The sequence below is a fragment of the Ilumatobacter sp. genome, from assembly GCF_039969435.1.
In the GTDB taxonomy this organism is placed as follows: domain Bacteria; phylum Actinomycetota; class Acidimicrobiia; order Acidimicrobiales; family Ilumatobacteraceae; genus Ilumatobacter_A.
Genome location: NZ_JBDVNU010000038.1, coordinates 59,291 through 79,676, shown reverse-complemented (window position 1 = coordinate 79,676; position 20,386 = coordinate 59,291). Strand labels below are relative to the sequence as shown.

15 protein-coding genes are annotated in these 20,386 nt (G+C 68.5%); 6 read left to right on the top strand and 9 right to left on the bottom strand.

Going from position 1 to position 20,386, the window contains the following annotated elements; all coding sequences use genetic code 11:
- Positions 1-27: 27 nt before the first annotated feature.
- Positions 28-834 (bottom strand): LLM class flavin-dependent oxidoreductase, encoded by an 807-nt coding sequence (locus tag ABJK40_RS21555; RefSeq protein ID WP_348479905.1) that lies wholly within the window; start codon positions 832-834, stop codon positions 28-30.
- 469 nt (positions 835-1,303) lie between these two features.
- Between ABJK40_RS21555 and ABJK40_RS21550 the strand changes: the two genes are divergently transcribed.
- The 3 genes from ABJK40_RS21550 (at position 1,304) to ABJK40_RS21540 (ending at position 4,590) form a co-directional block, all read left to right on the top strand.
- Complete coding sequence (locus tag ABJK40_RS21550; RefSeq protein WP_348479906.1) at positions 1,304-2,431, top strand: acyl-CoA dehydrogenase family protein; 1,128 nt, start codon at positions 1,304-1,306, stop codon at positions 2,429-2,431.
- A 51-nt stretch (positions 2,432-2,482) separates the two neighbouring features.
- On the top strand, positions 2,483-3,262 hold the full coding sequence (locus tag ABJK40_RS21545; RefSeq protein WP_348479907.1) for an enoyl-CoA hydratase-related protein: 780 nt from the start codon (positions 2,483-2,485) through the stop codon (positions 3,260-3,262).
- Between the two features lie 98 nt (positions 3,263-3,360).
- Positions 3,361-4,590, top strand: coding sequence for a cytochrome P450 (locus tag ABJK40_RS21540; protein WP_348479908.1), 1,230 nt, complete (start codon positions 3,361-3,363; stop codon positions 4,588-4,590).
- Between the two features lie 51 nt (positions 4,591-4,641).
- On the opposite strand, the gene ABJK40_RS21535 is transcribed toward ABJK40_RS21540, so the two are convergent.
- Entirely contained in the window at positions 4,642-5,376 is a 735-nt protein-coding gene (locus ABJK40_RS21535) for a hypothetical protein (protein WP_348479909.1), read from the bottom strand.
- A 100-nt stretch (positions 5,377-5,476) separates the two neighbouring features.
- Between ABJK40_RS21535 and ABJK40_RS21530 the strand changes: the two genes are divergently transcribed.
- A complete protein-coding gene (locus ABJK40_RS21530; protein WP_348479910.1) occupies positions 5,477-7,063 on the top strand; it encodes a long-chain-fatty-acid--CoA ligase in 1,587 nt (528 codons plus the stop codon).
- A 96-nt stretch (positions 7,064-7,159) separates the two neighbouring features.
- Here ABJK40_RS21530 and ABJK40_RS21525 read toward each other — a convergent pair whose 3' ends face one another.
- On the bottom strand, positions 7,160-8,053 hold the full coding sequence (locus tag ABJK40_RS21525) for a neutral zinc metallopeptidase (protein WP_348479911.1): 894 nt from the start codon (positions 8,051-8,053) through the stop codon (positions 7,160-7,162).
- Positions 8,054-8,213: 160 nt separating this feature from the next.
- Between ABJK40_RS21525 and typA the strand changes: the two genes are divergently transcribed.
- Complete coding sequence (gene typA / locus ABJK40_RS21520) at positions 8,214-10,103, top strand: translational GTPase TypA (RefSeq protein ID WP_348479912.1); 1,890 nt, start codon at positions 8,214-8,216, stop codon at positions 10,101-10,103.
- A 35-nt stretch (positions 10,104-10,138) separates the two neighbouring features.
- On the opposite strand, the gene ABJK40_RS21515 is transcribed toward typA, so the two are convergent.
- Positions 10,139-12,388: an EAL domain-containing protein gene (locus tag ABJK40_RS21515; protein ID WP_348479913.1), complete on the bottom strand. Its 2,250-nt coding sequence runs from the start codon at positions 12,386-12,388 to the stop codon at positions 10,139-10,141.
- Positions 12,389-12,408: 20 nt separating this feature from the next.
- Entirely contained in the window at positions 12,409-14,637 is a 2,229-nt protein-coding gene (locus ABJK40_RS21510; protein ID WP_348510396.1) for an alpha-L-fucosidase, read from the bottom strand.
- 117 nt (positions 14,638-14,754) lie between these two features.
- On the opposite strand from ABJK40_RS21510, the gene ABJK40_RS21505 reads away from it, so the two are divergent.
- Positions 14,755-15,801, top strand: coding sequence for an LLM class F420-dependent oxidoreductase (locus ABJK40_RS21505; RefSeq protein WP_348482088.1), 1,047 nt, complete (start codon positions 14,755-14,757; stop codon positions 15,799-15,801).
- A 54-nt stretch (positions 15,802-15,855) separates the two neighbouring features.
- Here ABJK40_RS21505 and ABJK40_RS21500 read toward each other — a convergent pair whose 3' ends face one another.
- The 4 genes from ABJK40_RS21500 to ABJK40_RS21485 all read right to left on the bottom strand — a co-directional run bounded on the left by ABJK40_RS21500 (position 15,856) and on the right by ABJK40_RS21485 (position 20,271).
- Positions 15,856-17,004, bottom strand: a complete 1,149-nt coding sequence (locus tag ABJK40_RS21500) for a hypothetical protein (RefSeq protein WP_348482086.1) — start codon at positions 17,002-17,004, stop codon at positions 15,856-15,858.
- Positions 17,005-17,275: 271 nt separating this feature from the next.
- Positions 17,276-18,271: a VWA domain-containing protein gene (locus tag ABJK40_RS21495; RefSeq protein WP_348482084.1), complete on the bottom strand. Its 996-nt coding sequence runs from the start codon at positions 18,269-18,271 to the stop codon at positions 17,276-17,278.
- Positions 18,268-19,263, bottom strand: a complete 996-nt coding sequence (locus tag ABJK40_RS21490; protein WP_348482082.1) for a DUF58 domain-containing protein — start codon at positions 19,261-19,263, stop codon at positions 18,268-18,270. Before ABJK40_RS21490 ends, ABJK40_RS21495 begins: the two co-directional genes overlap by 4 nt.
- Before the next feature lie 3 nt (positions 19,264-19,266).
- On the bottom strand, positions 19,267-20,271 hold the full coding sequence (locus ABJK40_RS21485) for a MoxR family ATPase (RefSeq protein ID WP_348482081.1): 1,005 nt from the start codon (positions 20,269-20,271) through the stop codon (positions 19,267-19,269).
- Positions 20,272-20,386: the final 115 nt, after the last annotated feature.

The following is a 20,386-nucleotide window of genomic DNA, read 5'->3' as shown; positions in this document are numbered from 1 at the left end:
ACGACGCCGAACCACCGAGCGGATCGATCAGGCGGGCGGACCCTGCTTCAGGCGGTCGTAGGCGGCGGTGACCGGAGAGTGTTCGCTCATCGCTCCCCACATCGACTCGATCCACCAGGTGGCTCCGGCGTCGGCGTACGCCGCGGGGGAGTGCTCGGTCCATTGACCTTCGACGATGATGTCCGCCCCCGGGTTCGGACCCGCTTCGATCGTGTCGCGCAGGTCGGCCACCTCGAGAAGGCTGGGCTGGCGTGCGCCGCCGTCGGTACCCGGATCGAGCACCTGGGGAATGACGCCGTCCCACCGCAACGCCCGGGCCATCGACCTCGGCTTGCCCAGCGCACCCACGCACCAGATGGGCACCCGGGGAGACTGCTCGACGTGCCCGATCGTGGGGAACTCGGTGGGCTCGATGCGATAGTGCTCGCCGGAATGGGAGAACGGTTGTCCGGCCCACAACCCGCAGACGATGTCGAGGCATTCGTCCATCAGTTCGGCCCGCTCGCGCTTGCCGCACTCCTCGCCGAAGGCCTCGAAACCGGAATCGATCGCGCCCAGCCCGACCGACAGCGTGACCCGCCCGTTCGACAGTCGGTCGACGGTCGCGACCTGACTCGCCAACTCCCACGGGCGGCGACGCGACGGCGGGGTGAGCATGGTGCCCAGCCGGATCCGGGAGGTGCGCACCGCTGCGAGCGCGAGCGAGATCCATGCGTCGACGCCCCACACCGGCTCCCAGACGAACAGGCCGCCCCACCCCGCCTCCTCGGCGGCTTCGGCCAGGTCTCCGATGTCGGCAGCGTCGCCCCATGGGACCACGAAGCCGTATTCCATGGACCGACCGTAGCAGTCATCACGGGAGTCTGCCCGAGGTCACGCGTCCGTCGATCGGGTCGACGTCGCACCCCGTGTGCGCTGTTCCCGACCGGCCGGAGGCCGGCGGCGAATGGCACGGAAGGGTCGGTCCGGTCGGTTGCGATCCTGGACACTCGACACCGTGGCCGACGCGCTGACCCCCGACGACCGCGACTGGACGTGGGTGCTCGATCGTCCGTGTCCCCGACTGCCGATTCGATGCGCCGGCGTTCGACGCGTCGGCAACGGGAGCGACACTACGTCGCAACGCAGCGACGGTGCATCGTTCACCGTCGACTCGTTCGCCCGATATCTCGTCCACGATCCGATCCATCACCTGTGGGACGTCGACGGTTGCGTCTGGCCGGGAGCGGACGAGAGGACGGGGTGGGATTCGAGTGACGCGTCGTGGTCGCCACGGACGCATTCGAGGTCTAGGGTCGAGCGGATGCCGACACTCCTCGACACCGTCGCCGACATCGCCGAGGTGATCGAAGCCCACGCCGACGAAGCCGAACAGGACCGTCGCCTCCCCGCCGGGACGGTCGCGGCGCTGGTCGATGCCGACCTGATGCGGATGTGCGTTCCGGCGGTCTACGGAGGCCCCGAGGTCGCGCCGCCCGAGATGATCGAGGCCATCTCCGCCGTTGCGCACGCGGACGGTGCGGCCGGCTGGTGCTCGATGATCGCTTCGACCACCTCATCGCTGTCGGCCTACCTTCCCGCCGAGGTCGCCGCACGGATCTACGGCGACCCGTCGGTCGTGACCGGCGGCGTGTTCGCTCCGAACGGGGCGGCCCACGAGGACTCGGTCGACGACGTGAACGGTCTGCGCGTCACGGGACGATGGGCGTGGGGGAGCGGGACGCAGCACTGCGCCTGGATCATCGGTGGGGCGATGACCTCCGACTCGATGCGGCTGTGCTGGTTCCCGGCGACCGACGTGTCGTTCATCGACACGTGGCACACGGGCGGGATGCGGGGGTCGGGGTCACTCGACTACAGCGTCGACTCGGCCTTCGTCCCGATCGACCACACCATCGTCCCCGGGGTCACACCGCCCGTGGCCGACTGTGGGCTGGCCCGCTTCCCCAACTTCACGCTGCTCGCCTGTTCCGTCGCGTCCGTGGGTCTCGGCGTCGCCCGGCGCGCGCTCGACGAACTCGGCGACGTCGCGCAGGGCAAACGTCCGCAGTTCTCCAGCCGCACACTGGCCCAGAGCGGGTTCACCCAGATCGAGTTGGCGCGCGCCGAGGCCGGGCTGCGATCGGCCCGTGCGTTCCTGCTCGACGAGGTCTCGTCGGCGTGGGAATCGGTCGAGGGCGGTGATCAGGTCACGCTCGATCAACGGATCGCGATGCGCCTGGCCGCCACGCACGCCGCCTCGGCGTCGGCGTCGGCGGCCGATGTGGCCTACACGCTGGCAGGTGGCACGGCGGTGTACGAGACGAGTCTGCTCGGACGGTGCATGCGCGACGCCCACGTCGTCACGCAGCACATCCAGACGGCCCCGAAGCTGAACGAGAAGATCGGCCGCCTGTTGCTCGGCCTCGACGACGACACCTCGATGTTCTGAACCCGCAACCCTGAGCCCGGAAGTGCGCAGCGGTTCGCGTAGGTTCGGGCGATGGAGACGATCGGGATCGAACGCAGCGGGCACGTCCTCACGGTGACGATCGATCACCCCGACTCCGCGATGAACGCAGTCGACGCCACCCTGCACCACGACCTCGCCGAACTGTTCCGGACCCTCAGATGCGAGTCCGAGGCGCGAGCGATCGTGCTGACGGGGCGAGGGCGGGCGTTCTCCGCCGGCGGTGACATGAGCTGGTTCCCGCAGTTGCGCGACCCGGCACGGATGCACGCACTGCGGCGCGAGGCGAAGCAGATCATCTGGGACCAACTCGACGTCGAGGTTCCGATCGTCTGTGCGCTCAACGGTCCGGCCGTCGGCCTCGGTGCGTCGATCGCTCTGCTCTGCGACGTGATTGTCATGGCCGACACCGCGGCGATCATCGATCCGCACGTGCAGGTCGGCCTGGTCGCAGGTGACGGTGGCGCAGCGATCTGGCCACTCCTGCTCGGGCCGCTCGCAGCGAAGCGCCACCTCATGCTCGGTGCCCCGCTCACCGCGGACGAGGCGCTTCGACTCGGCGTTGCATCGGAGGTGTGCGGCGCCGCCGAGATCGGTGACGTGGGCCGGGCGTGGGCCACCCGACTGTCCGAGCAGCCGCCGCTCGCCGTCCAGGGCACGAAGATCGCCGTCAACCAGCAGATCAAGCAGGCGCTGCTCACCTCGTTCGACGTGTCGACGGCGCTGGAGATGACGTGCTTCGTCTCCCAGGACCACGTCGAAGCCGTCGACGCGTTCGTCGACAAGCGCACACCCGAGTACCGCGGCCGCTGACGCGGAGTGCGTCGCGCCCGCACCCGGAACCCGTCGAGTCCACGCCGGACGGTGCGTTCGCTGCATGCCGTGGGGGAACGGTCTGGCACGATGTTCCGATGTCGCTGACGGAGCAACCGGTCGCCCTCGACAACACCCGGTGGGAGGGCGGGCGACTCGTCGCCGATCTCCTCGACCCCGACCTGTATCGCCGCAACCCGCACGACGTCTGGGCGTGGATGCGGGCCAACGAGCCCGTCTACCACGACGAGCGCAACGGGCTCTGGGGCGTGACGCGCCACGCCGACCTGATGGACGTCGAGCGGCGTTCGACGGTGTTCGCGTCGGCCCAGTCGTACCGCGCCGTGCCGTCCCCGGGGGAGATCAACATGATCGCCCAGGACGATCCCCGCCATCGCCAGCAACGGATGTTGGTCCAGGGCGACTTCACGAAGAAGTCGGTCGAGCAGCGACGGGCCGAGACGAACGACCTGGTCACCGAAGTCATCGATGCGGCGCTGGCCGACGGAGCCGAGTCGTTCGAGGTCGTCGACGCGGTGTCGGGGCAGATCCCGGCGCAGCTCACGGCCCGGCTGCTCGGATATCCGGAGGAGCGGTGGGCGGATCTCAAGTCGTGGTCCGAGCGACTGATGCGCACCGACATGCGCGACCGTGACGGCACGGTCTTCCACGACTTCATCGCAGCGAACATGGAGTTCATGGGTGCGCTCCAGGAGGTCGCTGCGGAGAAGTTCGCGAATCCGACCGATGATCTCATCTCCACCTGGCTCCACGCTCGGATCGACGGCGAACCGCTGCCTCCCGAAGCGATCGCCCACGAGGTCGGGCTCTTCATCTCGGGCGGCGCCGAGACCACCCGCACGGCGATCAGCCACGGGTTGCGAGCGTTCGTGGACCATCCGGATCAGTGGGAGGCGTTGGCTGCGGACCCCGATCGCGTGCCCGCAGCGGTGGAGGAGGTGTTGCGCTGGGTCACGCCACTCAACAACATGTTCCGGCGCGCGGCGGCCGACGACCGGATCGGCGATCAGCCGGTGCGGCGCGGTGACCGCATCGCTCTGCTCTACCCGGCGGCGAACCGCGACGAGGCCGTGTTCCACGAACCCGACCGGTTCGACATCGGGCGGTCACCGAACCCACACGTCGCCTTCGGCTTCGGCACCCACCTGTGCATCGGCACACACGTCGCGCGGGCGACCTTGGCGGCGACGTTCGGCCAACTGAGCCGGCGCATCACCGACCTCCACGCGATCTCCGAGCCGCTGGTCGAGAGCAACATCTTCGCCCGCGCCGTCGTCCGGTTCGATCTCGGCTTCACGCAACGCTGACCGACCCGACGACGTCTCGGTGCACGTGCGACGGTTGCCGTTGCCTCTCCGTCAGCCGAGGACCGCACTGGGGTCGATGTTGCAGAAGTTCGCGGCGGCGCGGATGGCCTCGACGAACTCGACATCGTCACGAGGTGACTCCGACGCGATCGCGGCCACGACCCGTTCCCCGCCGAACTCGTTGACCAGCACTTGACCGAGGCAGGACTTCTGGCCCGGCCCCAGAACGCTGGGCCGGAACAACCCGGCCACCTCGTCGCCGATCTCGTCGGGCGACAGCGACGGAGGACTTGGAGCGGGCGGCTCCGAAGTCGGCGGGGCAGTGGTCGAAGGGGCGGTGGTCGGCGGGGCGGTGGTCGAAGGGGCGGTGGTCGAAGGGGCGGTGGTCGTGGTGACGGGTTCCGGTGTCGATGTCCCCGGCTCGTCGGAGGCTGCCCCGGCAGCGGTGGAGGCCGACGAGACGGCCGCCTCGGCGTCGGCGAGCGCCGCCCGCGCATCGGCCAGTTCGTCCTGTGCCGCACGCAACTGCGTGCCGGCATCGACGTTGGCGGCGTTCGCGGCGTCGCGTTCGGCGAGAGCGATGTCCCGCTCGGTGAGGGCGTCGTCGACACTGCCGCGAGCTCCGAGCCACAGGAGTCCGAGGACGCCGATCGTGACGAGCGCGAGGACGATGACGATGCCGAACAGGGTGTTGGACCGACCGTCCGTGGACCGGGTCGCAGCGCTCGACGCGTTCGCAGGGGAAGGAGGGGACGGCAGCGGCGGTGGAGGCGGCGTCGCGGTCACGTCCGGATCGTAGGGTTCGCACCGTTCGTCCGGGTGGATGGCTGCGGCGTCCCGACATCGGTCTGGATCGCAGGTGCCCGGAGTGACTACGGTCACGTGGATGGCTTCTCCTGAGATCACCAACGTCGCCGGCATCGTGCGTGTCCACGGCGTCGAGCGCCCCGACCACATCGCCCTCGTGCAGGACGAGCGCCGTCTCACGTGGGCCGAACTCCTGAGTCGGTCCGCCCGGATGGCCCAGGCGCTCGCCGCCGCCGGAGTCGGGGTGGACGATCGCGTCGCATTCCTCGACAAGAACGGCATCGAGCACTTCGAGGTGTTCTTCGGTGCAGCCATGCTCAACGCCGTGTCGGTCGACGTGAACTGGCGATTGGCCGCGCCCGAGATCCAGTTCATCGTCGACGACGCCGACGCGAAGGTCCTCGTCGTCGGACCCGACTTCGTGCCGGTCCTCGAAGAGATCGCCGACCAGTTGCCCAAGGTCGAGACGTTCGTCGTGATCGGCGGCACGGACCACGGCTACGTCGACTACGAGGAATGGGTGTCCGCCCAGGACGCCGTCGACCCCGGTGTGGAGTCGAGCGACGACGACACCGCCTTCCAGATGTACTCGTCGGGCACGACCGGGCGCCCCAAGGGCGTGATGCTCTCGAACAGCAACTTCTTCAGTCTCCTGCCGATGGCGAAGGAGATCTGGGAACTCGACGGCGACTCGATCAACCTGACAGCGATGCCGCTGTTTCACATCGGGGGAGGCGGGTGGGCCACGGCGGGGATGTACGAAGGCTGCACGTCGGTGATCTTCCGAGAACTCGATCCTGCGGCGCTGATCCGACTGATCGAACGGGAGCGGATCACCCACGCATTCCTGGTGCCCGCCGTGCTGCAGTTCATGTTGATGGTGCCGGGTGTCGAGGACGCCGACTACTCGAGCCTGAAGGTCTTCGTGTACGGGGCCTCACCGATCAGCGAAGAGGTTCTCGCCGCCTGCGTCAAGATGTTCGAGCCGTGCAAGTTCTGGCAGGCCTACGGGTTGACCGAGACCACGGGAGCGGTCGTCAACCTGCCGCCCGAGGACCACGACCCGAGCGGCCCGAACAGGCACCGCCTTCGCTCGTGCGGTGTGGCCGGGCCGGGAGTCGAGTTGCGCATCGTGGGTGACGACGGCGAGTCCGAGGTTCCCGCCGGCGAGGTCGGTGAGATCTGGATCAGGTCGCCCCAGGTGATGAAGGGGTACTGGCACCTGCCGGAGGAGACCGAGAAGTCGGTCACCGCCGACGGTTGGTTCAAGTCGGGCGACGCCGGCTACCTCGACGACGACGGCTACCTGTTCATCCACGACCGGGTGAAGGACATGATCGTGTCGGGCGGCGAGAACGTGTATCCGGCCGAGGTGGAGAACGTGCTGATGAAGCACGAGGCGATCGCGGACGTGGCCGTGATCGGCGTGCCGCACGAGAAGTGGGGGGAGACCGCCAAGGCGGTCGTGGTGGTGGCAGCCGGAGCGACGGCCGACGACGCCACCGCCACGTCGATCATCGAGTTCGCCCGCACGCAACTCGCCGTGTTCAAGTGCCCGACGAGCATCGACTGGGTCGACGCACTGCCCCGCAACCCCACGGGCAAGATCCTCAAGAAGGACCTGCGCGAGCCGTACTGGGAAGGCATGGACCGCCGAGTCGGCTAGGAGGACCGGGGTCAGGTCCCGCTTCACCGCATCGAGTACGCGACGCCCGCGGGACCCGGGGCCGACTCGCGGTTCGGTGGATCGAGGGGCGCCCCGTCAGGTGACCTCGGCGGGCGGCGCCATGAACGCATTGCACGCGCCGGGATCAGCCCCTTGACGGCCGCGATCGACCCAGATGCGGTGGTTCTCCGGCGACCCGTGGTTGGCCAGTCGTGTCGCCCGCCAGTTGTCCTGCCACTCCCAGTACTGCTCGGCGACCGGGTAGGCGTCGCGCTGCGACGACATGAACACGTCGGCGAGGCAGCTGGCCTGCAGCTCGAGTCGCCGCTCCGTCTCGGTGCCGGGCCAGCCCGGCCCGACCGCTCCGAAGATGCCGGCGACGTTCTGCAGGTGGTGCCCGTACTCGTGGGCGATCACCCAGGTCGCGGCGAGCCGGGTGATCCCGTGACTGAAGTCGTCTCCCGCGTACTGGTTCCACGGCACCATCATCTCGTCGGCGTACATGAAGATCGTGCCGGTGCCCGGGCAATAGAACGAGTACTCGGAGCCGGGTGCACACGAGTCGGCGGGCGCCGGCCCGGTGAAGACCGTGAGCAGTGCCGGAGTCATGTCGGGGTCGACCTGTGTCCACGCCGCATCCAGACACGGCATGACCGACTCGTAGAAGGCGCGCACACCGTCGAACGTCCCGAGCTCGACCTGCGACCACGCTGCACACCCCACCGGGGGCACCGCGCCGACCTGGTACAGGGCGTTCCTCTGGAGGATCTCCTCTGCGCTGGGCCCCGAGTCGGTGCTCGTCGGCGCCGCTGTCGCAGTCGGCGACGCGGTCGGGATCGGCTGCGTCGAGGATGCGGTGACCGGCGGGTCCGTGGCGGCTCCAGGCGCCGGTTCGACACGAACGGGCGAACTCTCCTCCGAGTTTCCGCAGGCAACGAGGGCGAGAGCACCGACCACGACCGCCACCACCGTGGACTGCACCTTCGTCACGCCGTGGACTGTAACCGACCCTCATCGGGGCCGACCGTCGGGCTCGGTCGGGTGAGGATGGTTCGGAGTCGGGCCTGCTCGATGAACGGTCGATGAACCGTGATTGTGACCTGGGGCGCGTCGATCGTTCGTTTGTGGGCCGCCGCTAGCGTGGACGACCGTGTCTGTCACCGAAACACCGCTCTCCTCGCGCACTGATCTGCGCAATCTCGCGATCGTCGCGCACGTCGACCACGGCAAGACCACCCTCGTCGACTCGATGCTCCACCAGTCCGGCGCGTTCCGTGCCAACGAGGCGGTCGCCGAACGCGTCATGGACTCCGGTGACCTCGAGCGGGAGAAGGGCATCACGATCCTCGCCAAGAACACGTCCCTGGTGTGGACCGACAAGCGGACCGACACGAAGGTCACGCTGAACATCGTCGACACGCCCGGCCACGCCGACTTCGGCGGTGAGGTGGAACGCGCACTCACCATGGTCGACGGCATCGTGCTCCTCGTCGACGCCGCCGAGGGTCCGCTGCCCCAGACCCGCTTCGTGCTCCGCAAGGCGCTCGCTCGCGAGCTGCCGGTCATCCTCGCCATCAACAAGATCGACCGCCCCGACGCTCGCGTCGAAGAAGTCGTCGACGAGGTGTACGAACTGTTCTTCGACCTCGACGCCCGTGAGGACCAGGTCGAGTTCCCGATCGTGTACTGCTCGGGTCGCGACGGTTGGTCGACGACCGACCTCGACGAGGCCAAGGCCATCGTGCGTGGCGAGGTGACCGGCAAGGATCTCACCACGCTCGGCGAGGTGCTGCTCGACTCGATCCCGGCGCCGACCTACACCGAGGGCGCACCGTTGCAGGCGTGGGTCACGAACCTCGACGCCTCCCCGTACCTCGGCCGCCTGGCTCTCCTGCGGGTCATGGAAGGCACGATCAAGAAGGGCGAGTCCGTCGCATGGTGCAAGCGCGACGGCACGATCACCCGTGCCAAGGTCGCCGAACTGTTCCTCACCGAACACCTCACGCGCGTCCCGGTCGACTCGGCACGCCAGGGCGACCTCGTGGCCGTCGCCGGCATCGAGGACATCTTCATCGGCGAGACCCTCGCCGACCCGGAGAACCCGGTCGCCCTCCCGATCATCGAGGTCGATGAGCCGGCACTGTCGATGACCATCGGCATCAACACGTCACCGCTCGCCGGTCGCGAGGGCAAGAAGCTGACCGCCCGCCTCGTGAAGGACCGACTCGACCGCGAACTCGTCGGCAACGTGTCGATGCGGGTGTTCCCGACCGAGCGACCCGACGCCTGGGAGGTCCAGGGTCGTGGCGAACTGCAGTTGGCGATCCTCGTCGAGCAGATGCGACGCGAGGGCTTCGAGCTCACGGTCGGCAAGCCGGTCGTGTTGACGAAGGAGATCGACGGCAAGGTCCACGAGCCGGTGGAGCGGGTCACGATCGACGTCCCCGACGAATACATGGGTGCCGTCACCCAGTTGCTCGCCACCCGCAAGGGCCGCATGCAGAACATGGGTGGAACCGGTTGGGTCCGCCTCGACTACCTCGTCCCGGCCCGTGGCCTGATCGGCTTCCGGACCGAGTTCATGACCGAGACCCGTGGCACCGGCGTGCTGTCGCACACCGCCGAGGGCTACGAGCCGTGGGCAGGCGAGATCCGGGCGCGTGCCCAGGGTGTGCTCGTGGCCGACCGCTCGGGTCCGGTCACCAACTACTCCATGGTCAACCTGCAGGAGCGTTCACAGTTGATGGTCAAGGCCGGCGACGACGTCTACTGCGGAATGATCGTGGGCGAGAACTCGCGTGCGGGCGACATGGACGTGAACATCTGTCGGGAGAAGAAGCAGACCAACGTGCGTGCCTCGTCGTCGGACCAGACGGTCAACGTCACGCCTCCCAAGCTGCTGTCGCTCGAGGGAGCGCTCGAGTTCATCTCGATCGACGAGTGCGTCGAGGTGACCCCGGCGAACGTCCGCATCCGCAAGGTCGAACTCGACCCGACGATCCGCAACCGCGCCTCCAAGAAGGCCGCACACGCCGACTGAGCGTCGCCCGGCGCGCCGCGTCGCGTCGTGCCGGGTCAGAAGTAGCGCAGCAGTCGACGAACGGCGCGCTCGACCTCGGTCGGGTGACTGACCAGGCGGTACCGGAAGACCCGCTCCATGTCGTCGACGTCATCGGTGGTGTCGATCTCGGTGGCCACGAAGCCGAGCGACACGGTCGGAGACATCGCCAACACCTGCCAGCTCGAGGTGATCGGGTCGTCGTCGGCCAGGTCGACCAGACGGATTCCGGTGACCTCCGACGACGGAACCGAGCTGACGTTGCGGCCGAGCACTCCGACGAAGCCGCATCGGCGCGCCATCGCCCGGTACTGGCGTCGGGTCGGGCGTGTGAAGTTCGAGACGTCCTGCAGCGTGGCGAGCACGACACAGTCGGGCGACAGGGCCGCCGCCTCGATGTGTCGTGACATCGCGAGCAGATCCGACTTCGCCGCGGTGCGCTCCACCAGATGGCGCACCGGTCGAGGCAACGAGGGTTCGGTCGCGGTTCTCGGACCCATGACCCCCAGCCACGATGCGTCGCCGACGCGGACAGGCCGTCCGTACAGGAATCCCTGGAGGAGGTCTGCGCCGAGCACGTCGGCGAGCTTCGCGTCGGTTTCGGTCTCGACCCCCTCGGCGATGACGACCACGCGACGGCGTTCGGAGTTCGTGCGGTACGCATCGACGGCTGCGACGACGTGAGCGGTGTGCGCCGGATTCCCGTTGCGCAGCAGACTCATGTCCAGTTTGACGATGTCGGGGGCGATCCACCGGAGCGCGGCGAGGCTCTCGGATCGGGCGCCGACGTCGTCGAGCGCGATCTGCCATCCCAGCGCTCGGCAGGCTTCGACGGCTTCGATGAGCCTGCCGGGATGCTCCAGGACGGAGCGCTCGGTGAGCTCCGCGACCACCGGTCGCAGGCAGTTGCTCGACGTCCACGCCTCCCCGAGGCGCTCCAACCACGTGGCGTCGCACAGCAGCGACGGTTCCAGGTTGATGAACAACGTGAGGTGTTCGGGAAGGTCGAGTGCGAACGCGAGTCGTTTCGCAGCGAGCTCGACGTCGCCGATCCGACCGAACGTCGTCGCCACGTCGAAGAGTCGGTCGGGGTACTCCAACGGCTGGCCGTGTGGCCCGCGCGCCAACGCCTCGACTCCGCACACGTCTCCCGTGACTGCGGACACGATCGGTTGGACGACCACGCACAACTCGTCGATCGCCCGTTCGAGCGCCGCGGCGTCGTGCGCCACCGGAGCCGACAGCAGATGACGAGTGGTCGTTCGCACGATCGGTTGGTCGGCCCTCACCCGACCGCGACCCTGCTCCTTGGCCGAGTACATCAATTGGTCGGCCCGTTCGAGCATGCTGCTCACGTCGTCGTCGGGGCGACTGCGGCTGATGCCGATCGAGGCGGACAGACCGATCGTGCGAGATTCGATCACGACGATCTCCTCGATGTGGCCGATGATCTGTTCGGCCCGTGCCGTTCCGACATCGCCGTCGCAGAGGAGCAGGAACTCGTCGCCGCCGAGTCTCCCGAGATGGTCGCCGGTCTCGACCGAGCGGGTGAGCCGCTCGGCGATCGTCCGCAGGACGCGATCACCGGTGCGGTGGCCGCAGTGGTCGTTGACCGACTTGAAGCCGTCGAGGTCGATCAGCAGGGCGGTGACCTCGGCACCGCAGCTCAGTCGGTCGTCGAGTTCGGCGAGGACCGACGAGCGGTTGTCGAGCCCCGTGAGCGAGTCGGTGCGGGCTTGCACTTCGAGGTCGCGCTGGTTGCGGATCCGATCGATCACCGTTCCGAGCATGGCTGCGAGGACCCCGATCATCTCGTGGTCCGCACCACCGAAGTCGAAGTCGGCCGTGCGTGAGTACACACCGAGGATTCCCCGATCACCCGAGCGGAGGTCGAATGCGACGCTCAGGCTGCTGCGGACGCCGGCGGTGGCCAGGAGCGTCCCGGCGTCGAATCGCGAGTCGAGGGCGATGTCGCCCGAGACACAGATGTCCTCGGACGAACGGATGTAGGCGGCCTGGGAGCCGGGCGCCACGGCGAACTCGGTCGTGTCGTGGTCGGCGAAGCCCACGGCGGAGCGGAACACTGCGCGGTCCGTGTCGACGAACTCGAAGGATGCGGCGAGGTCTCCGGCGAAGTGACGGCGGGCGAACCTCGCGGCCTGCTCCCATGCGTCGTGCTCGTTCTCGCTGCGCAGCAGAGGACCGACACGTTCGAGGACCCTCCACGACGCCCGTCCCGTCCGTGGTGACGCGGCGATCTCACTCATCGGACGGTGATCCACGGAGCTCACGTGATGTCGTCGTCAGATTCGGCGAACTCTTGAGTGTGACTTCCGTCAGTCTCCGGACCGGAGACGAACGATCCACCGAGCTGGTGGAGGTCGCTGCACACGTTGTCCTGATGGTGAAGAGTGGTGGCGTCCCACGCCAACAGCCCGATCCGGCAGCGGTCCCAGTGGTTGCCGTAGACCTCGCAGTCGGCGGCGCCGTCCTGCACGATGCACCCGCTGTCACCGTCGACGACGGCGTTGCCGTCGACGACGGCACGGCTCCCGCCGTCGAGGTCGACGGCGCGCATCGTGGCGAGGATGCGGTTGCCGTGGATGTGGGCATCCTCGGTGTGGTCGACGTGGATGCCCCACCAGCGGGCTCTGATCGTGTTACCGCGCGCGGTGGAACCGGTGGTGCCGGAGAAGCGGATGGCGCACAGGTGGTCGTGGAACTCGCTCGACTCCACGTGATGCCCGCCACCTCCCCTGATCTCGACGCCGACGTCCCACGGTCCGCCTCGGAAGTGACAGCGGGAGACGCGGAGACGGTCGACGTCGAGGGCGCGGAGCCCGCTGCCGGAGACGGCACGCAGCAGCACGTCCGAGCCGGTGATCGTCAGGACGCCACCGACGGAGCAGCCGAGCACCGTGGCGAAATCCTGGTCGAGAGCGATCGAGACCGTCGACGTTCGCTGCGACGCGCTCTCGGCACTCGACACGGCGAGGTGTTCGACCCGGGCGTTGCGGCCCACGGTGATCGTCGGACCCGCCGGCACGATCGACGGTGCGGTGCCGGTGGTCGGTCGGATCGTCGTACGCGCTGGTCCGAGACCCCGCACGGTCACGCCGTCGGGGATCGCAACCGGCCCCTCGTACACGCCGTCGCCGAGTTGGACCAGGTCGCCGGGTCGGGCGTTCGCGAGCAGTGGTGCGAGCGGGATCGCCTCGCCGGCGTCGAGCGAGAACAGGGAGGCCGGCATGACGGCATCGACGACGCGGACTCGGACCACGACGATCGTGAAGTCGTCCGAGGTCGCGGTCGGAGTGACACGGAGGGTGTCGTCGTCGTGCTCCCATGCGAGTTCGTGACCGTCGGCGTCGACGACCGACGTGACGGCGTGGTGCCGGCTGCCGAGCGCATCGAAGCACCCGCGACCCGACAGGTCGATCGCCACGATCTCGTCGCCGGCGTCGAGGTAGCGCACGGTGCGGTCGCCCCAGTGGGTCCACGGCCGAGTGGGCGCCAACAGATGGTCGTGGTGGCGGATCCATGCTCCCGCCTCGCGGAGCGGTGCGGCCTGGAGTGCAGGGATCGTGCCGTCGGCGGCAGGCCCGACGCCGAGCAGCAGGTTGCCGCCCTTGGCGAGCACCTCGGTGTAGAGGTCGATGATCTCGGTCGCTGCCACGTGGTGCTCGGCCCGCTCGGCGCGGTTGTGGCCGAAACCGCGGCCGACGCCACGGGCCAACTCCCACGGCCCGGTCACGATGTCGGCGGGGCAGTCGTACTCGTAGGTGCGCACGATGCCGGGCGAGCCCTCGGGGACGTCCGACGCCGATGCGCGCCAGCGATCGTTGATCACGATGCCGGGGTCGATCGCCCGGACCTGTTCCATCAGCGACGCCGTCTGCCACACGCCGGCGTCGCGATTCCAGTGCCCGTCGCCCCACAGCATCGCCACGTCGTAGCGCTCGACGAGGTCGAGTACCTGGGGATGCAACACGTCGCGGACGTACTCGTCGCTGGGGTACCGCGCGTCGCCCCAGTCGACCAGCGAGAGGTACGCCCCGAACGTGATGTCGTGTCGCTCGCACGCTGCGGCGTACTCGGCCAGCACGTCGCGCCGGGGACCCCGTTCGGTGAGCCGCTTCGTCGAACCGGGCGCATCCCACCACGCCCAGCCGTCGTGGTGCCTGGCGACGCAGACGGTGTACCCGGCACCCAGACTCGAGGCGAGTTCCGCCCACCGCTCGGCGTCGAACTGGTCGAAGTCGAGCAGGTCGACGAAGTCGTCGTAGTGCTCGATGTGACCCCATCGATCGCGATGGTGGGCGAGCGTCTCGACCATCGGCTGCGGGTGCAGCATCACGTCGGCCACGTCGTCGCCGAGGTGGCTGCGGTACATGTCGGCGTACTCGCCGATCGGAGCCCAGGCGGGTACGGCAGCCACGCTCGTGTGGACGAGCAGACCGAGACGCCGCTCCTTCCACCAGTCCGGCATCGTCATCGGGTGCAGAGTCTCGCGCATGCGAGGTGCCACGGCGGCAACGCGCGAGGGCGGCCACCCTCCTCGATCGACGGGTCCATCCGCCGGATCACGCCCGATTCCGGCTGGGAACAGTCGTTCACGTAACGTCGCACCTCTATGAAGCTCTCGATGATGATCAACTACTCCGGCGACTTCAAGGCCGACGTCGACAAGGTCGTCGCCTTGGAGAAGGCGGGCCTCGACATGGTGTGGGTGCCCGAGGCGTACAGCTTCGACGCCGTCTCCCAGATGGGGTATCTCGCCGCGAAGACCGACACGATCGAGATCGGCTCGGCGATCCTCAACGTGTTCTCCCGCACCGCCACGTGCATGGCCCAGACCGCCGCCGGCCTCGACTTCGTGTCCGACGGACGATTCACGCTCGGTCTCGGTGCGTCGGGCCCGCAGGTCGTCGAGGGCTTCCACGGTGTGCCGTACGACAAGCCGATGCCGCGCATTCGCGACTACATCAACGTGTGTCGGATGACGATGAAGCGCGAGAAGGTCGTCTACGACGGCCCGACCGTCCAGATCCCGCTGCCCGAAGGCGAGGGCACGGGGATGGGCAAGCCGCTCAAGCTGATCAACCACCCGGTGCGCGACACCGTCCCGATCTTCTGGGCGTCGCTGATGGGCCTGTCGGTGAAGAACACCGCCGAGCACGCCGACGGCTGGATCCCGATCTTCTTCGATCCCGAGAAGTACCACAACGTGTGGGGCGACGACATCAAGGCCGGCACGGTCGACCGTGACCCCGCACTCGGTCCGTTGCAGATCTCGGCAGGCGGCATGGTCGCCATCGGTGAGGAACTGGTCGGCGACAAGGCCGACGCGCTGCTCGACTACTCCCGTCCGAGCGTTGCGCTCTACACCGGCGGGATGGGAGCACGCGACAAGAACTTCTACAACACGATCCTGCAGAAGTACGGCTACGTCGACGAAGCCATCGCCATCCAGGACCACTACCTCGCCGGCGAGAAGGACAAGGCTGCGTCGCTCGTGCCCGCCCAGATGCTGCGTGACATCAACCTCGTGGGGCCGAAGAGCTTCGTGAAGGAACGTCTCGCGGCCTACAGCGAAGCCGGCGTGACACACCTGAGTGTCAATGCGGTCGGCAAGGACGACGTCGACACCATCGAGACCCTCAAGTCGCTGCTTCCCTGATCGGACGGGTCGTCGGCCGCACCCGCCGGTGCGCGTGTGGCCGACGACGTTCCGTCACGACGGATCGGGTCGCGGTTCGAAACCGCCCTCGAACGTCTGACAGTCACCGAAGTCGGCCAGGTCGACGACGGAACCGACCGACCCCGTGGCCGTGTCGAATCGGATGACGGTGCCTCCGAGGGCGTCGGCGACCCAGATGTCGGTGCCGTCGACGACGGTGTCGATCGAGGAGAAGGTTGCGTCCTCGACCAGCGTGGCGGTGTTCGTGTCGGGGTCGATCCGCCAGAAGGTGCCCGACTCGGTACCGACCCAGACGGCATCGGGCGTGTAGGCCAGTGCGTGTGGCCACGTGCCGACCTCGATCACCGCTTGCACCTCGCCGGTCTGGTCGTCGAGACGCGTCACGGTGCCGTCGAGGTTGTTCGTGACCCATGCGCTCCCGCCACCCACTTCGACGTGCAGGGGCGTCGCGCCGGCTGCGACGTCGACCGGCCGGCTCATCTCGTCCACGTCGATCACGGTGACCGTGCCGTCGCCGTGGTTGGTGACCCAGGCCGTGCCGTCCACGACGGTGACGTGATGCGGGTCGAGGCCGACGGGTGTCGTCTCGACGAGTCGTGCGGTGGCCGCATCGATTCGGTAGAGGACGCTGTCGAACGGATCGGTGGCCCAGACGTCGTCTCCGTCGGCGGTCACCCCGAGAGCCGAGCCGGGCAGCGGGACCTCGGCGGTCACGACGAATTCGTCCGGATCGATTTGCGAGACGGAACCGTCGTCACGAGTGCCGACCCAGACCGAGTTCGCGGCGATGGCCACACCCGATGCGGAAGAACCCACGACCACGGCGCCCGTGACCTCCTCGGTCCGCTTGTCGATCCGAACCACCACGCCGCACGCCGCGTCGGTCACCCAGACCGACGCTGCGTCGACGGCGACGCTGTCGGGCTGGAACGCGGCACCGGTCGGCGTCGCCTCGTCGGACCCGGAAGGACCTCCCGCCGCCGGATCCTCGTCGGACCCGTCGGGCGCTTCGGGCGCTGTGGGTTCGTCGGACGACTCGGACCCGTCGTCGTTCGAGTCCTCCGTCCGGTCGTCGCCACCGTCGGATCGGTCGGCCGAACCCCCCGAGTCCTGGCGCAGCACGACGAACACGATGAACAGCGCCACGACGGCAACGACGGCCGCGAGCGACAGGAGGACCACGGTCGGACGGGAACCGTTCCCCGGACCGGAACCGCCACCGGCGCCCGGGTGCGGTCCGAAGCCTCCGCCCCGGTTCGGGGGACCCGGGAAGCCAGGCACCGCGCCCGGTGCCGGGGATCCCGGTGGTGGCGGAAAGCCCGGGGCAGGCCCCCAGTGCTGAGGCGCTCCGACCGGCGGTGCGGGTGGACCCGACGGCGGGCCGACCTGCGACCCCGGGAGCCAGAAGTCGTCACTCACGGTTGCACCTCCACCGTCGCGCACACGCCCATCGTCAGACCATCCCCCGCAGCCACCACAGCGAGAGCGCGTAGGCGGTGACGAGTGCGACGAACGCAGCCATCGCCCAGCGCCACGTGAGTTCCTTGGTGATCTCGATCTCCTCGCCCAGGGTCTCACCCAGGCTGTCGCGCACCTGGTCGTACGCATCGGCGAGTTGATCGCCGCTCTGCGCCTCGAACGCCTGGCCACCGGTGGCTTCCGCGACCACTTCGAGTTCGGCCGGAGCGACGGGTACCGGGACGACGTCGCCCGACACCGGATCGACGATCGTGCCGCCTTCGGTCCCGAAGGCGATCGTGAACACCGGGATGCCGGCCTCGACCGCGGTGGCGGTTCCATCGGCGGTCTCGCGTCCGACCGTGGTGGCGCCGTCGGTCAACAGCACGATCGCGCCCGGAGCGAGTTCCTCGTCGCGGTCGGGGTCCTCCTCGGCGCGGCTGACGAGCAGATCGGAGGCGACGAACAGGGCGTCGCCTATCGCGGTCGAGATGTCCAGTTCGAGGCCCTCGATCCGACGGTTGATCCGCGACCGGTCGAGGGTGGGGTCGACTTCGACGCGCACCACGCCGGCGAACGAGATCAACCCGACCTCGACGTCGTCGTCGACCTCGTCGATGAAGTCACGTGCCGCCTCCTTCGCCGCTTCGAGCCGATTGGGCGCGACGTCGGTGGATTCCATGGACAGCGACACGTCGAACAGGAGCAGGATCCGACCTTCGCTGCGAGTGCGCTCGGTCGTGCGTTCCACCGGTCGGGCGATCGCCACGACGGCGAGGGCGAGGCCGAGGAGTTGGACGGAGGCGATGACGTGGCGACGCCAGCGTGGCCGCTTCGGAGCGACCCGGTCGAGCAGGTCGACCTGCGTGAAGCGGACCTGTGCCGTCCGTCGCCAGGTCAGCGATCCCACGTAGGCAGCAGCCATCGCTGCGACGACGAGGAGCATCCACAGCCGCCCGGCGGCGATGAAGTCGGGGAACAGCCAGCTCATCGGGGCATCACCCCGCCGCGTACGGCCTGCACCCGTTTGCGCTGGACGTGTCGCACGATCGAACCGAGCCAGTCGTCGGCCGTGGACAGTTCGATGACCTCGGCGTGGGCTCGTCTCATGCCTGCCAACCGGCGGTCGCGTTCCTCGGCCGCGACCTCGGCGTAGCGCCGCTGCACCTTGGCGGTCACCCGAATCTCGCGGCTCCGGCCGGTTGCCGGGTCGACGAGTTCCACGAGGCCGATCGGCGGCACGTCGAGTTCTCGCGGGTCGGTGATCGGGATCGCCAGGATCTCGTGGCGGATCCCCGTGCGTCCGAGCGGCTCGATCCACGCGTCGCCTGCGAAGTCGGACACGACGGCGACGAAGCCGCGCCGCGTCGCGATCGCACCCACCCGGTCGAGGGCACCCGCGAGGTCGGCCCGCCCGAGACCTTCGGCCGGTGGGGGAGAAGCGAGCGCTGCCAGGATCGCCCTCACCTGGTTCTTGCCGGCGCGGGGCTGCATCACGTGGATGCGCGGACCGGCCACCAGGACGGCGCCGAGGCGGTTCTGGGCGCGCGCCGTCAGGAAGCCGACCGTGGCCGCAGCGGCCATGGCGGTCTGCGCCTTGTCGTTGGCCTGGGTGCCGAAGTTCATCGTGGCCGACACGTCCACCACGAGCCAGGCGAGCAGGTCGCGATCGGCGATCTGCTCGCGCACGAACGTCTCGTTGGTGCGCGCCGTGACGTTCCAGTCGATGCGACGCACGTCGTCGCCGGGCTGGTACTGGCGCGACTCGCCGGGCTCGGAGCCGTGGCCGGGCGTGAGACCCTGATGGTTCCCGTGCAGGACACCGTCGAGACGTCGGTTGATCATCAACTCGAGTGAACGCAGGTGTTCGGCGACGGTGTCGGGCGTGGGACCCTGGACCCAACCGCGTGGTGCCGGTCGGGCCACGGCTGCGGGCATCGATGTCGGCGGCCCGGTCGGGCGGCCGGCGGACGTGGTCACCATCGCTCAGCTCCGCGAGAAGGCGTCGTTGGGCTTGGGGGAGACCCAGTGCGCGGGCACGGCGGCGAGCATCCGGTTGATCACGTCGTCGGTGGTGACGTCCTGCGCGAGCGCGTCGTAGGTGAGCAACAACCGGTGGCGCATGATCTCGGGTGCGAGGTCGAACACGTCCTGGGGCGTCGCGTAGGTGCGCCCTCGCAGCATCGCGAGCGCTCGCGCTCCGCGCACCAGGTTGATCGTGGCTCGTGGGCTCGCACCCAGTCCGATGATGTCGCCGAGATCGCCGACGTTGAAGCGAGCGGGGTTGCGGGTGCACTGCACCAGATCGACGGCGTACTGCGCGACCGATCGGTCGACGAACACGGAGTCGGCGCGACGTTGCAACTCGACGAGTTGTTCGAGCGAGATGACCTGTGAGGGCTCGGGCACGGTGGTCGTGACGCCCATCCGGTCGAGGATCGTCAGTTCCTCCTCGGCGGTCGGATGATCCAGCACGATCTTCATCATGAAGCGGTCGCGCTGTGCGTCGGGAAGGTTGTAGACGCCTTCGGACTCGATCGGGTTCTGCGTGGCGACGACGAAGAACGGGGCCGGCACGGGGTGGGTGACACCGCCGATCGTGACCTGCTGCTCGGCCATCACCTCGAGGAGCGCCGACTGCACCTTGGCGGGTGCGCGGTTGATCTCGTCGGTCAGCAGGAAGTTGACGAACACGGGGCCGAGTTCGACGTCGAACGTCTCCGTCGACCCGCGATAGATGCGGGTGCCGACGATGTCGGACGGCAGCAGGTCGGGCGTGAACTGGATGCGGGCGAACGTGCCGCCGACGACCTTCGACAGCGTTTCGGCCGCCAGTGTCTTCGCGAGTCCGGGAACCGACTCCAGCAGGCAGTGCCCGCGGCACAGGACACCGACGAGGAGACGCTCCAGCAGGCGCGTCTGGCCGACCATCACCTTGCGCAACTCGAAGAAGATCTGTTCGAAGGTCTCCGCGGTCCTGAGGTCGTCCATGGGAGCAGCCGATGGCCTGCTCGCAGATGCTGCCGCCTTCGCGGTCTCGTCATTTCCGGGTGGGTGGAAGATGGTCGGGGAGTCCGCGTCACTCATTGAGACCGAAGCTACTGGC